The 14254-nt window shown below is 56.4% G+C and carries 19 protein-coding genes and 1 pseudogene; 13 read left to right on the forward strand and 7 right to left on the reverse strand.

Annotated elements, in window-relative coordinates:
• Positions 1 to 122 precede the first annotated feature (122 nt).
• Together KR51_RS00700 and KR51_RS00705 are read left to right on the forward strand one after the other, a co-directional pair.
• The gene (locus KR51_RS00700; RefSeq protein WP_022603850.1) at positions 123 to 767 is read left to right on the forward strand and encodes a pentapeptide repeat-containing protein; all 645 of its coding nucleotides are present in this window, start codon (positions 123 to 125) and stop codon (positions 765 to 767) included.
• A 31-nt stretch (positions 768 to 798) separates the two neighbouring features.
• Positions 799 to 969 carry a hypothetical protein gene (locus KR51_RS00705; protein WP_156914894.1) on the forward strand — a complete coding sequence of 57 codons (171 nt, stop codon included), beginning with the start codon at positions 799 to 801 and terminating at the stop codon, positions 967 to 969.
• A gap of 145 nt (positions 970 to 1114) precedes the next feature.
• Here KR51_RS00705 and KR51_RS20410 read toward each other — a convergent pair whose 3' ends face one another.
• From KR51_RS20410 to KR51_RS00720, 3 genes and pseudogenes are all read right to left on the reverse strand, one after another.
• Entirely contained in the window at positions 1115 to 1339 is a 225-nt protein-coding gene (locus KR51_RS20410) for a DUF4351 domain-containing protein (RefSeq protein ID WP_269634855.1), read from the reverse strand.
• A gap of 6 nt (positions 1340 to 1345) precedes the next feature.
• Positions 1346 to 1918, reverse strand: a pseudogene (locus KR51_RS20415) (DUF2887 domain-containing protein); the annotation flags it as partial.
• Between the two features lie 106 nt (positions 1919 to 2024).
• Positions 2025 to 2360 (reverse strand): hypothetical protein, encoded by a 336-nt coding sequence (locus KR51_RS00720; RefSeq protein WP_040654616.1) that lies wholly within the window; start codon positions 2358 to 2360, stop codon positions 2025 to 2027.
• Between the two features lie 173 nt (positions 2361 to 2533).
• Here KR51_RS00720 and KR51_RS00725 point away from each other — a divergent pair, with 173 nt between their 5' ends.
• Positions 2534 to 3478 (forward strand): RpnC/YadD family protein, encoded by a 945-nt coding sequence (locus tag KR51_RS00725; RefSeq protein WP_022603851.1) that lies wholly within the window; start codon positions 2534 to 2536, stop codon positions 3476 to 3478.
• Between the two features lie 55 nt (positions 3479 to 3533).
• Here the strand turns inward: KR51_RS00725 and KR51_RS21120 are convergent, their stop codons facing one another.
• A complete protein-coding gene (locus KR51_RS21120) occupies positions 3534 to 3821 on the reverse strand; it encodes a thermonuclease family protein (RefSeq protein ID WP_408638074.1) in 288 nt (95 codons plus the stop codon).
• Between KR51_RS21120 and KR51_RS20420 the strand changes: the two genes are divergently transcribed.
• Complete coding sequence (locus KR51_RS20420; RefSeq protein ID WP_232214484.1) at positions 3714 to 3956, forward strand: hypothetical protein; 243 nt, start codon at positions 3714 to 3716, stop codon at positions 3954 to 3956. The genes KR51_RS21120 and KR51_RS20420 overlap by 108 nt on opposite strands.
• 12 nt (positions 3957 to 3968) lie before the next feature.
• On the opposite strand, the gene KR51_RS00730 is transcribed toward KR51_RS20420, so the two are convergent.
• Positions 3969 to 4184 (reverse strand): hypothetical protein, encoded by a 216-nt coding sequence (locus KR51_RS00730; protein ID WP_040654617.1) that lies wholly within the window; start codon positions 4182 to 4184, stop codon positions 3969 to 3971.
• Positions 4185 to 4788: 604 nt separating this feature from the next.
• Between KR51_RS00730 and KR51_RS00735 the strand changes: the two genes are divergently transcribed.
• Entirely contained in the window at positions 4789 to 6003 is a 1215-nt protein-coding gene (locus tag KR51_RS00735; RefSeq protein ID WP_022603852.1) for a calcium-binding protein, read from the forward strand.
• Between the two features lie 101 nt (positions 6004 to 6104).
• On the opposite strand, the gene KR51_RS00740 is transcribed toward KR51_RS00735, so the two are convergent.
• The gene (locus KR51_RS00740) at positions 6105 to 6374 is read right to left on the reverse strand and encodes a hypothetical protein (RefSeq protein ID WP_022603853.1); all 270 of its coding nucleotides are present in this window, start codon (positions 6372 to 6374) and stop codon (positions 6105 to 6107) included.
• A 223-nt stretch (positions 6375 to 6597) separates the two neighbouring features.
• Between KR51_RS00740 and KR51_RS00745 the strand changes: the two genes are divergently transcribed.
• Entirely contained in the window at positions 6598 to 6963 is a 366-nt protein-coding gene (locus tag KR51_RS00745; RefSeq protein ID WP_022603854.1) for a DUF2499 domain-containing protein, read from the forward strand.
• Positions 6947 to 7249, forward strand: a complete 303-nt coding sequence (locus KR51_RS00750) for a DUF3593 domain-containing protein (RefSeq protein ID WP_022603855.1) — start codon at positions 6947 to 6949, stop codon at positions 7247 to 7249. The genes KR51_RS00745 and KR51_RS00750 overlap by 17 nt, the downstream gene beginning before the upstream one ends.
• A gap of 158 nt (positions 7250 to 7407) precedes the next feature.
• Here KR51_RS00750 and KR51_RS18995 read toward each other — a convergent pair whose 3' ends face one another.
• Complete coding sequence (locus KR51_RS18995) at positions 7408 to 7584, reverse strand: hypothetical protein (protein WP_232214485.1); 177 nt, start codon at positions 7582 to 7584, stop codon at positions 7408 to 7410.
• Between the two features lie 213 nt (positions 7585 to 7797).
• On the opposite strand from KR51_RS18995, the gene KR51_RS00755 reads away from it, so the two are divergent.
• The 6 genes from KR51_RS00755 (at position 7798) to KR51_RS00780 (ending at position 13214) form a co-directional block, all read left to right on the forward strand.
• Entirely contained in the window at positions 7798 to 7989 is a 192-nt protein-coding gene (locus KR51_RS00755; protein ID WP_022603856.1) for a hypothetical protein, read from the forward strand.
• Between the two features lie 212 nt (positions 7990 to 8201).
• Entirely contained in the window at positions 8202 to 9575 is a 1374-nt protein-coding gene (locus KR51_RS00760) for a cytochrome P450 (RefSeq protein ID WP_022603857.1), read from the forward strand.
• 91 nt (positions 9576 to 9666) lie between these two features.
• Complete coding sequence (locus KR51_RS00765; RefSeq protein ID WP_022603858.1) at positions 9667 to 10239, forward strand: hypothetical protein; 573 nt, start codon at positions 9667 to 9669, stop codon at positions 10237 to 10239.
• A 414-nt stretch (positions 10240 to 10653) separates the two neighbouring features.
• Positions 10654 to 11601 (forward strand): arsenosugar biosynthesis radical SAM (seleno)protein ArsS, encoded by a 948-nt coding sequence (gene arsS / locus KR51_RS00770; RefSeq protein ID WP_051358000.1) that lies wholly within the window; start codon positions 10654 to 10656, stop codon positions 11599 to 11601.
• 114 nt (positions 11602 to 11715) lie between these two features.
• Complete coding sequence (locus tag KR51_RS00775) at positions 11716 to 12504, forward strand: TVP38/TMEM64 family protein (protein WP_022603860.1); 789 nt, start codon at positions 11716 to 11718, stop codon at positions 12502 to 12504.
• On the forward strand, positions 12501 to 13214 hold the full coding sequence (locus KR51_RS00780; protein WP_022603861.1) for a TVP38/TMEM64 family protein: 714 nt from the start codon (positions 12501 to 12503) through the stop codon (positions 13212 to 13214). Before KR51_RS00775 ends, KR51_RS00780 begins: the two co-directional genes overlap by 4 nt.
• Positions 13215 to 14254 lie beyond the last annotated feature (1040 nt).

Genomic DNA, 14254 nt, shown 5'->3' on the forward strand with positions numbered 1-14254 from the left:
CTAAAACCAAAATCGCGGCCGTTGCAGTCTCTATTGCTAGACGCACTAAGGCAGATGCAGTCTTCAGGCAATTTGTGCGATGCTCGTTCTCGAGTTAGGGCAAACGCGTGGAGTCAGAGAGGATGTCTAGAAATTGGCGGCGACTGGTGATGGTGCTGCTGGCGTTGTTGCTTGCTGCCGAGTGGGTGCTGCTGGAGGCTACCCCCGCGCTCGCCCAAACTGTTTCTCAGAACTCCGTTACCTACAGCAGCAAAGCTGTCAATTACACGAACGCGGAACTTAAAGGCGAGGATTTGTCGAACAATGACTTTGTCGGTGCCGTATTTGCAGCCGCCGATATGCGTCGTGCCGACTTTAGCGGCTCCGACTTAACCAATGCCATCCTTACGAAGGGCACGCTGTTGGATGCCAACCTTGAAGGAGCAAATCTCACGGGCGCACTGGTCGATCGCGTTACCTTTGACCGCGCCAACCTGCGCAACGTGCTGTTTGTTGAGGCGATCGCCACGCGCACGCGCTTCTTCGACGCCGACATCACGGGCGCAGACTTCACCGATGCAATTCTCGATCGCTACCAAGTAGCTCAGTTGTGCGAGCGCGCCGACGGCATCAATCCGGTGACGGGCGTTCCCACTCGCGTCAGTTTAGGGTGCGGAGATGGGTCCCGTGGTGCTAACGGTGCCGGTGCCAGCAGTCAAGGTGCTGACGGCGGCGATCGCGGTGGTCTATTCGCCGCCGACGGGTGGGGTGCACGCGATCGGCTTTGAGGTCAGGAAAGGGGATGAGAAGGTAGCGACAGTGCCGCCGGTTGACCGCCACGGGTGGGACGATGCGACACTCAACAAATACGTGCAGGAGGCGGACATGGTTATGATTCAGCGCTTTCCCGTGGAGTTGCTGGCGTCGCGGCGGGTGTTACCGGCTGCCGAGTGTCCGGTCCCGCAATGTCCTTTTGTGTCGCCTCGTTGAGGGTGGAGCCGATGTTATTGGTTTCAGTCACGATAACAATCAATGGCGTGACACTATTACATCCGGTACGGGCGGGACGAAGCGGCTGGTTTAGGGGATTGCTACCGTATCTGGCGGCGTTTTTCTGACTTTAGCGTTCTCGGAATCAGCAGCTTTGGCGGTCTTGGAACCAGGACTGTAAGTCGTCGACTCGAGTGAAATCGAGTATTGCCTCGGCGAGGTCTCCCAACTCTTCGGATTTCATGTTGGAAACTTGTTCGCGAAGTTCCGGAGTTACCTCACCAAATTTGTGTATCACCATCCGGAAGATCATATCCTGGCGACCCTCCTGATAAGGCTTGGTTTGTTCGAGCGGCGCGAGTTCCAACATGCGTTTGACCTCTTCTTCGGACAAGTTAGGAAATTTGCGGGTCACGATCGTTGAGACGAGTCGGACGAACTCCCTCCGGCGTTCAGCCGATTCTGAGGAACTCCGCGCACTGGCAACCAGCTCTCGGGCTGTTGCTGCGGCCTTGTTTCGGTTAGCAGCCACCAGTGGCAGGCACTCGCATTCGCGGGAACCGCCTGCTGGTAGCTCGTTAAGATAGATTTGCTTTAGGGTCAGTGCGTCCATTAACTGAGCCTGGGCTGGACGCTCTGTGTCACGGTCGGGATAGATAACTACAACCGCCCAGTTGCGCCTGACTCCATTTTGCACTACCTAGAGTCCGAGTTCGGCAAAGATGCGGCGATATAACCCTTCGTCCACCTGCATCTTTGTTTCAAGCAGAATCAGCGGAATGGTCGGGTCCGGAGAGTTGGGGAGGAATAGTCCATCGAGACGACGTTCGAGAGCCTTCACGACTGGCGCCGAGAACGTATAGCCCATCGGCAAACAAACGTCGAGAAACTCTTCAATAAGGGCGGGAGCAAATGCAAAGAACTCGTAAAAGACTACATCGGTTTTCAACTTTATATTCTCCGCGATCCCGAGCTAGACAGTTTGTTCGAATCCTTTGTGGCTTAGTCCCACGGTGAGAATGGCACAGGTGCAAAACGCGCACTATGCCATGTTCCTAAAACAAAACGGGGTCGAGGAGCAGTCCGACAAACGCTTCGCCCCTCTGGGCAAAATCCTGTTTGAGCACTTCGCGCAGGGCACTGGGGTAGGTATCAGGTAGTTCTTTCGCCAGCTTGGTCAGCGTCTCGGCGTCGAACCAGCGGATGCAACCGCTGCCGTCGATGTCTGGGTCCTCGGTATGACACTCCAGCAACTGCAGCACCTCGCGCCAAACCCCAAGCTCGAGGAGGAACTCGCCGGTAACTGTCTCAAGCGCGCTCGATTCCCCCAGTGACCCGCTCTCGGGTCGGGCGGACAGTTCGGACCAGCTATCGCCGCTCGTTTTCGCCATACCCCGCAGCTTGCGGCGATAGATCCTAAAGTCGGAAGCGTTGGCTAGCAGGGAGAGGACCGCCGCGATCGCTCGACCGCTGGCAGGGGTGAGATCGTGGTTCGCGAGATCGCTCGCCAGCTGCGCGATCGCGTCCTATCTGGCACACTGGGAGCGATCGCGTTAAGTCATCCATGTCGCGCCAACCCCACGACGACCTCGCCAAACAGTTCCTCGCCGACCTCCTCGACCCCCTCGGTCGCGCCACCTCCAGCTTCGACGTCTTCGACGAGACCCGCCAGGTCGATATCTTTTTCGTCCCGGTTTCCCCCTCAGCAGACGCGCCAGCGTTACTGGGCTTGTTCGGTCGTATCGGCACCGTGCCCTGCGCCCTCGAAATCTTCCGCAACGCCCCCGACGACAGCGACATCGAAGACAGCCTGAACAAGCTCTACGGTCTGCGTGCCGACCAGCGCCGACGGGCCGAGCGCGGTGAAGACACGCCCGCAGAACTGCCGCAACTATGGGTTCTCTCGCCCACCCTCTCCGATACCTTTCGCGATCGCTTCAGCGCGACGGCCCGACCCGGCTGGCTACCCGGCATCTACGCCGGGCCTGAAGGCTACCGCATCAACCTCGTCGCCATCCACCAGCTCCCGGCAACGCCCGAAACCCTGATGATGCGCGTGCTGGGTCGCGGGCGAGTACAGCGTGCGGCGATCGAGGAGATTCGCGCGCTACCGGGGTCGCCGACCGTGGCGCGGGTGCTGGAACTGCTTGAAAACTGGCGCTACACCATCGAGGTCCGGCAAAATAGAAACCAGGACGACGAGGAGGTGCTGATGAACTTGTCACCCGCATACTTACGATGGCGTGAAGAGAACCGACAAGAGGCGCGTCAGGAAGGTCGCCAAGAAGGTCGCCAAGAAGGTCTCCAGGAAGGTCGCCGAGAAGGTCGTCAGGCAAACGCGCGAGCAAGCGTAGAGAATCTCATGCGGTTGCGTTACGGCACCCTTGACGACGAATTAGCTCGGGCGGCTACCGCGATCGCGCAGCTTCCAGAGACCGAGCAAGCGCGAGCCCTACTGGCGATCGCCACGCAGACGCGCGACGAGTTCCTGGCACGCTTCAGACGCTAAGCACAATTGCTCGGCACAAGCCCTAATGCCTCACACCCTGGTCGAAGTCCGCATTCTACTGCCACCAGCAGTAGCGCGAACCCCTGGGGGAAGGGGACCAAGCGATCGCACTATCGCCGCCGCCACTCCCACGGCGGCAAGTCCCTCTCAGCAAACACGCCGAGGTTTTGCGATCGCGCCTACGACTCTGCCTCGACAATCTCAGCGCGCTGGGGCAGTTTCCCGAATAGCGCTCGTGGTGCCAGTCCATTCCGGTGGGCAACAACTGAGCGTTAACCGATTCATCCCCAAGGAAAATCTTCGCGACAGTCCGTTCGGATCGGTCCTGCTCGACCTGAGCGATCGCGACCTCCGCCCCGTCAGGCAACAGCGATCTCAGATAGTCCCGCTACGCCACACCGAGGGGCTAGTCTATCTCGGGAGCGTCAATCCCGCAGTACCGTGTCTTCAGCTCCAGCGACCCGCTCGAGAAACGTAACGTGTCGCTGTCCTACAAAGATTCGGTTTTACCTCCCCCCGATCGCGCTTCTGGTGACAGGGCGATCGCACGCGGTTCGCTGACAGGGATCTCGAACTCGACCGGCTCGTGTTGGGGAAACAGTGCAGCTGCGATCGCGCCGAAACACGATGCGGGCAACCAAGGTTTAACACTTATCAGAATCTCCCACCAGGCAGGATAGGCTGACCATCCCTTGCTGCTGCTCATCCAGTTCGGCGACCGACGTTGGGCTTAGCCGAGCGAGAGTTCACAATCGCTGAGCTACTAATGTCACGCGACTTGGCATACATCTCCTCATAGGCGATCGGTGTCAGAGACGCCACGATCTCAATATGAGGAATAAAACTTGAAATAAGACTTGACTTGTTTCGAGATAAAAACTAATATAAACCTCAGTTTGACTCCGAAAGAAGAAGCCTTCTGCAGTTAAACAGAAGGCACTTTTGCTTTCCGCGTACGTACATGTTTGAGCTAAGACGCTATATGAGTAGGATCGCAGTATAGAGGCGCAAAGCCAAGGAGATCGCCAACTGCCTTTGATTGCATTATCAAAAGCTCTTTGGCATCTTCAGTCATTCATTGCATAGCCCAGCTTCGATCGTATGTCAAGTTGTTGATGTCAGAAACCTTTAACGCTTTGGGTTCCTGATAAAGACTGCTTTGTCGGTCGATCGCCTAGCAAGAGTTTTCCAGTTTTTGGTATCGAATCCGCAGGCGTGAAAGGTTGGCATTTCATTTGTGTGAAGCGTCAAATCCTCGCACGCGTGCACGGGTGCTGATTTGTAATTCAATCAAATTAGGAGAGCTTGACATGGCTTCAATTCTTGGGACGGAAGGCGACGATTTCTTGTTCGACAATCCATTTGAAGTCGACATCATCAACGCTTTTGAAGGTAACGATACGATCTTTCTGACCAATGATGGGTTAGACGACACGGTATTCGTTGAAGCGGGCGATGACACCATGTTGATCAACGACCGCACCGGCAACAATCAGATCCATGGTGGAGCCGGTCAAGACACTGTTGACTATTCCGCTCTCGGTGTATCTATCACGCTGAATGCCCAAGGCATCGCCAAGTCAAGTGGCGGTTTTGATTTTCTCGATTCGGTCGAAGTCATTATTGGCGCGACGGGTGCCGGGATCGTTAACACCATCGACGGCTCCCTCCCCCCTATTTTTGGAGGCTTCAATAATTTTGACGTTGACCTCGCCAACGACTCCTTGATTGTCTATGGACTCCCCAGAGGTCCTCTGAGCTTCACCGTCCAGAATTTCTCCAATGTCATTGGCACTCAAAACGATGACACTATAAGGGGTGACATCGATACAAACGAATTCTTTGGCGGCGCAGGGAATGACGTCCTCTATGGAGGCGCAGGGGATGACGTCCTCAATGGCGACACCGGGAATGATGTCCTCTTTGGTGACGCAGGAGATGACCTGCTCAATGGTGGCACGGGGAGGGACGTCCTCTTCGGTGGCGCAGGGAACGACAAACTCATCGGTGGCACGGGGGATGACGTGCTCAATGGTAACGCAGGGGATGACGAACTCTTCGGTGGCACGGGGGATGACGAACTCTTCGGTGGCACGGGGGATGACGTCCTCTTCGGTGGCACGGGGAATGACGTCCTCTTCGGTGGCGCAGGAGCTGACGTCCTCGCTGGTGTTGAGGGCACGGTCGAGACCGATCCCCTGACAGGGGAATTTATATTCGACTTTGGTCCCCTCGGCAGTAACCCCGGCCAAGGCGAGATTGACGAGCTATTCGGTAGTTCAGGACCCGACATCTTCATCTTTGGCGATCTCGCTAGCGGTCCCTTCTACGTTGGTGGTGGGAATACTGACTATGCCTTTATCTTCTTCGATCCGTCTGTTGACACGATGGTCCTCGACCCTAACACTCCTGTTATCGAAATTCCTGGGACGTTGGGCGATCGCGAGTTCTACTGGGATCTAAACTCCAACGGTATCCTCGATAGCGCAGACGATCTGTTCGCCGTTGCGGAACTCCCCAGATAGTCTTAACCGCTTACACCTCAACTCGAAGCGATCCTGCTCGACCTGAGCGATCGCGACCTCCGTCCTGTCCGGTAGTTGCGATCGCAGGTAGTTCCGCGCTGCTACTCAGAGAGGCTGGTTCTACTCGGGCGCGTCAGTCCCGCAGAATCGGATTTTCTCTCCCCAGACCCGTTTGCGACTCGTATCGTATCGCCGTCATCAGCAGAGCTGGGTTTGACCTGCCAAACTTCCCGCGCATTGCTCTGCTGGAGACACTGCGATCGCAAGCGGTCGCTGGCGGGGGTCTCGAACGCGACCGACTCGCGGTTGAAACATAGAGCAGCGGCGATCGCGCCGAAGCACACCACCGGCAACCAACGTTTAACCCTCATCAGCCCCCACTCCCAGAAGGGTTGGTCGACTTGCGCTTTGCCGCTGCTGCCGATCCAGTTCCGCGATCGGCGTTGGCTGTGCCGAGTGAGAGTTCGCAATCGCTGAGCTGCTAATGTCACGCGGCAATGCATCCATCTCCCCCCAGGAGATCGGTGCCCAGATCGTCGCTCTCCTGCAACAGTCAAGTTAGGATCGATTCGGTAAGCACTCGAGGCACCTAGTTTGCACGTCTTATCGATTCCCACCTGGATCGTTCACATCTCCAGCGTCATCGAATGGGCTGCCGCCATCTGGTTCGTGTGGCGCTTTGGCGAGCTAACAGGCGATCGCGACTGGTTTTGGCTGGCGTGGGGCATGCTGCCCGCGCTGGTGAGCGCCATGTGTGCTGTCACTTGGCACTTTTTCGACAATGCTCCCACGCTCTCGTGGCTGGTGACTATGCAAGCAGCCTTCACGGTCGTTGGGAACGTAACCTTGTGTGCGGCGGCCTGGTGGATTTGGCGCGGCACGAGGTCTACTGAGTTGCCTCAATCCCCTGCCAACTTCAACGATTCTGCCGAGCGATCGCTGCATGATGGATCTCCTTAACAAGCAAAACCTCTTTGCGATTTCGCTGTTCCCATACCTTGGGTTCCTCTGGTTTCTGACGCGATCGCGTCGCTTCCCCCGCTTGGCAACGATCGGGTTTTACGTGCTATTGCTATTCGTGTTCGTTACCATTCCAGCTGGCATCTATGCCAAAGTGGCATACCACGACGAACTCGCTAACGTCGACTGGCTGCACGGTTCCGCGGAGGTCTTCCTGTCGGTGTCGAACATTTTTATCGCCCTGGGATTCCGGCAAGCAATGCTTTCTGCTAAGGAAACGCGCTAGCGCTTTTAGGGGTCTTCTACAGCACTCCATTGGCAGTATTTCGCAAAGCAGCCAGTTCCTCCGCGCTCGATGGCGGATCGTAGCCAAGTGCAAACGCTTTGGAACTATCGAGGGCAACATCTGGCGATCGCGGCGCACCAGTGGGAAAATCGCGATAGCTACAGGGTATAGGTTACGCAAACGCTCCATTCCGCGCGCGCTAGCCGACACAGGTTCCAGCCCAGAAACCCGCTTGCTCCGGTTACCAACCGCTTGGCATCGCTCGCTCCCGCCCGTAACATGACCGACGTCAGCTCGACGTCAGTCATGTCAGTATCACCTGCAGACCGGTTCATTCGCGCGGAGTTACGACCGCGATCCGGCTGAGACTTTAGCTGCAGCCCCGGAGAACGGGCAAACTATTCACTCGAAAGTCACCGCCACAAAAACGACTTGGCAGCGACAAATGTTACTTGCTGCATCGAAGAACTCAACCAAACTAAAACATTTACCCAATCCGAGAAAATGTGATGCGAATAGTAGGTGTCAGGTTCGCGAGATGATTCATCATGCCGGGAAAGCTCCACATCGATATCGCTGAGTCCGCTGAAGAACTGCGCTCCCTCCTCCTGTCGACCTCCAACGCCGGAGTCAAAGAAAAGCTGCAGGCTCTCTATTGGCTCAAGTCCGGGTATGCTTCCCAAGCAACCCAGGAGGCGTTCAGAGATGAGTCAGTCAGCCAGCATGTCCCCTCGTCGTGAGACAAGTGCCTAAGTTCGCGCAACCCGACTTTTCAAACAGCCTATAAGCTTTGTGGGGTTTTGTCGGCACAATTTATCACCATACGGGCATTGGGTGCGATCGCGTGCAGCAATCCCATCCACAGGGGCCCTGCAGTCCGGCGGGGATCGCACGTGCAACCGCCTTCATCATGCTAGTTTTGTGGCAGCAGCATTCCCTTCGTCACTAACCCATGAAATTCGCCGATCTCCCACCCGGACCGCCCGCGCCGCGCCTTGTGCAGCAATTGCAGTGGCTTGCCGATCCCTATGGCTACTTCGATCGCACCGCAGCCAAATATGGGAACTGCTTCAGCACCCGTATCGTTCCTGTCGGCGATGTCCCGTGCGTGATATTCGCCGATCCAAGTGCCATTCGGGAGATCTTCGCCCTCGGTCCCGATCGCTGCCTCTCGGGTAGGATCAACAGCTACCTTAGCAATTTCTTTGGCGATAAGTCCATCCTGCTGCTCGACGGCGCACCTCACAAACGCAGGCGCACGCTAGTGATGCCGCCTTTCCACAACAAGCGCATGTGTGCCTATGGCAGTCTTATCTGCCAGATCGCCCGCGACGTCTGCAGCCAATTCAACGCTGGCGATCGCATTGTTGCTCTCCAGCTTATGGAGACGATTACACTGCGCATCATCATTCGGGCAGTAATTGGGTCGAGCGTCGAACGTGCCGAAACCGAACTGCAGCAGTGGTTAGAAATCACCCGTTCGCCACTGGGAGCTGCCATTCTTTTCTTGCGCTTTCTGCGCCAAGATTTCGGTGCTTGGAGTCCGTGGGGTCAGTTCGTCAGGCAGCGCCATCGCACCCGCAGCATGTTGCAAGCGGAAATCGACGCGCGCCGCCAGCAAGGGAACCTTGGTGGGGAGGATATCTTGACGATGCTGCTCCAAGCGCGCGATGAGGATGGCATGTCCCTAGACGACGAAGAAATTATCGACGAACTGCTATCGTTGTTGTTCGTTGGTCACGAAACATCAGCATCATCGCTAGCATGGGCTTGCTATTGGGCGCATCGCGACCCGTCGGTCCGCACCCAGCTCCTTGCCGAACTACTCGCCCTCGGTCCCGACCCCGAGCCCACCGCGATTGTCCAGGCACCTTACCTAAGTGCCGTCTGCAACGAGGTGCTGCGTATCTGTCCGGTCGTACCATCTGCCTTTCCGCGAATTCTCACTCAACCAGCGACTATCGGCGAGCGCAAGTACCCCACCAGCAGCTTCCTCGTGCCGTGCATTTACTTAGTGCACCGACACCCCGACCTTTATCCCGACCCCGAACAGTTTTCCCCCGAGCGCTTCCTGGACCGAGAGTACGGTCCGAGTGAATTCTTCCCCTTTGGAGGCGGCAGCCGTCGCTGCATCGGCTACGCCCTGGGGCTGACAGAAATGAAACTCGTCCTTGCCATGCTGATGCTTTACGTCAACTTTGAATTAGCCGAACCTCATCCGGTGCAACCCCGACTACGCGGTGTAATGGTAGCACCGGCTACCGGCGTGCGGATGACCGTCCTCAGTCCAACTGGCAACTCCGCCAGGGCAGCTGTCACTAACTAACCAACGCGATTGCCACTATCGAAAAAGGAACTGAAAAATCAGGCGATCGCTTCCCATCTGGCACGCTGGGAGCGATCTTGTTAAGCCATCCATGTCGCGCCAACCCTACGACGACCGCGACAACCAGTTCCTCGCCGACCTCCTCGAACCCCTCGGTCGCGCCACCTCCGGCTTCGACGTCTTCAACGAGACCCGCCAAGTCGATGACTTTTTCGTCCCGATTTCCCCCTCAGCAGACGCGCCGTCGTTGCTGGTTTTTTTCGTTCGCATCGGCACCGCGCCCTTCGCCCTCGAAATCTTCCGCACCCCCCAGACGACAGCGACATCGAAGATAGCTCGAACAAGCTCTACGGTCTGCGTGCCGACTAACGCCGACAGAGCGATCGCGTTGAGGGCACGCCCGCAGAACTGCCCCAGCTCAGGTAAGCTCGCCCACCCTCTCGGATGCCTTTTGCAAACGCTTCGGCGCGAAGGCCCGGCTCGACTGGCTACCCGGCATCTCCGCCGGACCCGAGGGCTACCGCATCAACGTCTAGTGAGTCTGCGTAGGCTCAGAAAAGCAGTCGATGAGTCGCTCGGCAGCATAGCTTTCTTAACGCTCGACTTAAACATCTCGGGTTTTCCCGCTCGACATACTCTACAAACACATGGTTCGCCTGCCTGACGAGACGAAATACACTGACAGATGACAAAAGTGCCTGGAGCCATGCAGGCTCGTGTCGAGATTTCAGGGGTTTCAGGACAAGTGTCCGTCAGCCAGCGAAATACATCTCAATTTTTTTTTGCGTGTGGCGGGCGTCTCCGTAAGCTGCACCAGCGACTTAATACTTCTAGAGGCAAGCTCTCAGGGAAATTTCAGTCGGGCTAAGTAATGTTGATATCGAAATGAGGACGCCCGAGCGAGTGCGGCTCATTAAGCTATAAGGAAGCTTAACGGCGATCGCGCTGGGTTGGCAACCACTCGATCCACATGGTTGTCCCGCATCTTACAACGACACTCCCAGAGACATTAAGAAGACCCGTGATCAATACGTCCGCTGGCCCTAGTGCATTTGTTCCCTTTTCAGAAAAACTCGGCATGCCACTGACCAAGCAGCCGATTTCTATACTCCAAATCAATCTCGGTCGGCACTGTAATCTGGCGTGTACGCACTGTCATGTCGAAGCCGGACCCAAGCGAACAGAAGAACTGTCGCCGGAGATATGCGAGCTGTTAATTACCGCGATCGATCGCTTTCCCCAGATCGAAACGCTCGATCTAACGGGCGGGGCTCCGGAGATGAACTACGGGTTTCGGCCGCTCGTAGAAGCAGCGCGATCGCGGGGGAAAGCAGTTATCGTTCGGTCGAACTTGACAATCTATTTCGTACCCGGCTTTGAAGACTTACCGGAGTATTTCGCCCGACATAAGTTGCGCGTCGTTGCGTCGCTGCCATGTTATCTCAAAGATAACGTCGACAAGCAGCGCGGGTCAGGCGTGTACCACGATTCAATTCGTGCGTTGCAGTGGCTCAACCACCTCGGCTACGGTCGCGATCCCGAGCTGATTTTAGATTTGGTTTACAATCCCCCCGTCCCGATTGCACCGGATGAGTTTCGGCTGCCGCCGCAACAGGCATCGCTCGAGCGAGATTACCAAGCATTCCTCCACGAACACTTTGGAATCGAGTTCGACCGGTTGCTGACAATTACCAATCTCCCAGTTGGCCGCACCCAACAGTTTCTCCAGCGCCGCGCTCTAAACCGGCCCTATCTGCGGTTTCTGGCCGCCAGTTATAACCCCAAGACGGTTGCCGATTTGATGTGTCGTAATGAACTGTCAGTTGACTATCACGGCAACGTCTACGATTGCGACTTCAACCAGATGGAGAACGTCCCCGCGCGCATGGTTGACGGTACACCGCTGACCGTTGCCAAGCTGCTAGAACTCGACGATCTCGATGTTATTCGCGAGGTCCAGACGCGACCTTACTGCTACGGGTGCACGGCGGGTAGCGGCTCGAGCTGCGGTGGCGCCTTAGTCTAACGTGCGGCTCGGGGCACAATACTCGGCTTTGACTCTCGTCATCCCACTCCCGATGTTTGCGTTCCGGAACCTACTGTCCGCATCCACCAGCTCTCAACTCCGAGGAAAACGACGATGGCTGAGGCATCTTCTAGACCGAAGAAAAAGCTCAAGACTTGGGCGAAAATAGCGATCGCTGCCGGTATCGTTGCCGTGTTGATTATCGCGGCTAAGCAATTGGGTATCACGATAGTTATCAACAACGCACTGCAAGGTGCCCTGCAGTGGATTGACAGCTTGGGGCCGTGGGGACCGATCGCATTCGTCTTCATCTACATTGCTGCGGCAGTTTTCTTGATTTCCGGTGCAGCGCTGACGCTGGGAGCGGGCGTGCTCTTTGGCGTAGTGAAAGGCTCGATCGTCGTGTCGGTCGCGGCAACCCTGGGTGCGACAGCAGCGTTTTTGGTCGGGCGCTACCTCGCTCGCGATCGTGTAGCCAAGCAAATCGAGAATCGCCCGAGCTTTAAGGCAATCGACGCCGCCGTTGCCGCAGAAGGCTGGAAGATTGTCGGGTTAACGCGCTTATCGCCGGTGTTTCCCTTCGTGTTCTTGAACTACGCATTTGGCGTAACGCAGGTGAAATTGCGCGACTACTTCTTCGCTTCTTGGATTGGGATGCTGCCGGGAACGGTGATGTACGTTTACATCGGCTCGCTGGCCAAGGATCTCGCAACACTGGGAGCGGCAACGGAAGGCGACCAAACGAGCGTTTTGCGTTGGGCGATCAACATCATCGGCTTCGTTGCCACGGTTGCCGTGACGTTGTATGTCACCAAGGTCGCGCGCAAAGCCCTGGCAAACAAGGTCGAGATCGAACCCTCCAAGTCAGCCACGATCGCCGACGAGAGTTCGGCCGACGCATGAGCGCCGATCGGTTCGAACCGCAACGCGGGCATCGCAGGCGATCGCGCCGTACTTGGCAGCGGTATCTAAGGAATCCGCCAGTTTTGCTGGGATTGGCTTTGTTGGCGGGTTTTGCAACAATTTGTTGCGGCCCGCTAGCATTTTTACTGGCGCCCGACTTTTGGCAAACCTACTTGCAAGAGCCGAGCGGCATAGCGATCGCGAGCTTCGTCCTCGCTCAAGCTTTCCTGACCGTGTTGAACGTTCCGGGTACGCTGCTCGCGATCGCGGGTGGGGTTGCCTTCGGGTTGGCGTGGGGAACGCTGTGGACGAGCCTCGGAGCGATGCTGGGCGCGCTGGCTGCCTTTGGGTTGGCGCGCTATCTGCTCCAGGATTGGGCGCTGCGGCAGTTTGGCGATCGCCCGTTGGTGCAAAAGTTCCGGCACGTCACCCAGCGCTACCCGTGGCGCTGCGTATTGCTCGCACGCCTCTCGCCGCTTTCCCCCTTTACGCTGACAAATTACCTGCTCGGACTCACGCCGATTTCCTGGGGAGCCTACTCACTTGGTACATGCGCGGGCATTTTACCTGGCGTGATGCTCTACACGTGGCTGGGCGTGACGGGTCGCAATGCACTGCAGGGCAAAGGGGCGCTACCGCTGGCGATCGCGGTCGGGCTGCTGCTAATGCTTGCGCTCCTGCCAACTGCGTTTCAACGCCGGTCGAACTAGTGCTGCGTCAAGAAAGATTTTTAGGGTTTCCATCCTCTCGGACCCTTTTCAAATGGAGTTTCCAGAGATCGCCAACCCTAAATCTTGGACGTAATAGAGCAATAGAAGGTATCTGTAAAGAAAAGATGAAGGACATGGAGCGAGCGGGAATTCAGTCAAAACCTTGGAGGCAATCGAGCACCACTACCTCCTCCCATAGCTCGTAAACCCTACGCAACCGATTTGACTGACGCCCTGTGGGAACTGATTTCCCCCCTTGCTCCCACCCGCCCAGTCAGGTTCTGGACGCGTTCGTCAACGCACCGTGGACCTCAGAGAAATCACTTAGGCCATCCTCTGCTGGCTGCTTAGCGGCTGAGTTTGGGAGTTACTCCCCCACGACTTCCCGCCCGATCAAACCGTCTATGGTTACCGGCGTCGTTGGCAGTGCCAGCGCACCTGGCAACAAACTCACGGCCAAAGAAGCAACCAGGTCCGATGCCGCGCTCGACTTAACGAGATTCCGAACGCGGGCTGGCTCGATATCCAATCAGGGAAGACAATTGACGTGGGTGAGGCAGAACCGGGCTGTGACGGGGAAAAAATTCTATGGTCGGAAGCGACACCTGTTGGTGAATTTTCTGGACTCTGCCCTAATAGCCATGGTGAATGCAGGGAATCAAGCTGATTTAACGACAGCACGTCAGATGGTATAGCCCCGCTCGGTGAAATGAGGTACCCAAGAAAGACAGAGGTTTTTATTTGTGTGGCTTGCAGTGTACCCCACCTATTTCCAGCTCTCAATATCAAACTTCCCAAAAACTTGAGGCTCGGACCGGGCTTACTAAAATGAAAGCCGTCCTTCGCGTCAGCACGGCTCACCGAGGACTTTAATTTATTCCAAGATCAAAAAACAGCATGCATTTCCAGCGGGGTATCTATCATAACTTGTCGGCGATCGCAAGACGTTCGCAGTCCAAATCTACCAGGACACTATCCGAGTCAAATTGCATCAATTTCTGGAGTGGCTTCATCTGAAGATTCAAGTAAGGTAAGCAATT

It is taken from the genome of Rubidibacter lacunae KORDI 51-2 (genome assembly GCF_000473895.1).
Lineage (GTDB): Bacteria > Cyanobacteriota > Cyanobacteriia > Cyanobacteriales > Rubidibacteraceae > Rubidibacter > Rubidibacter lacunae.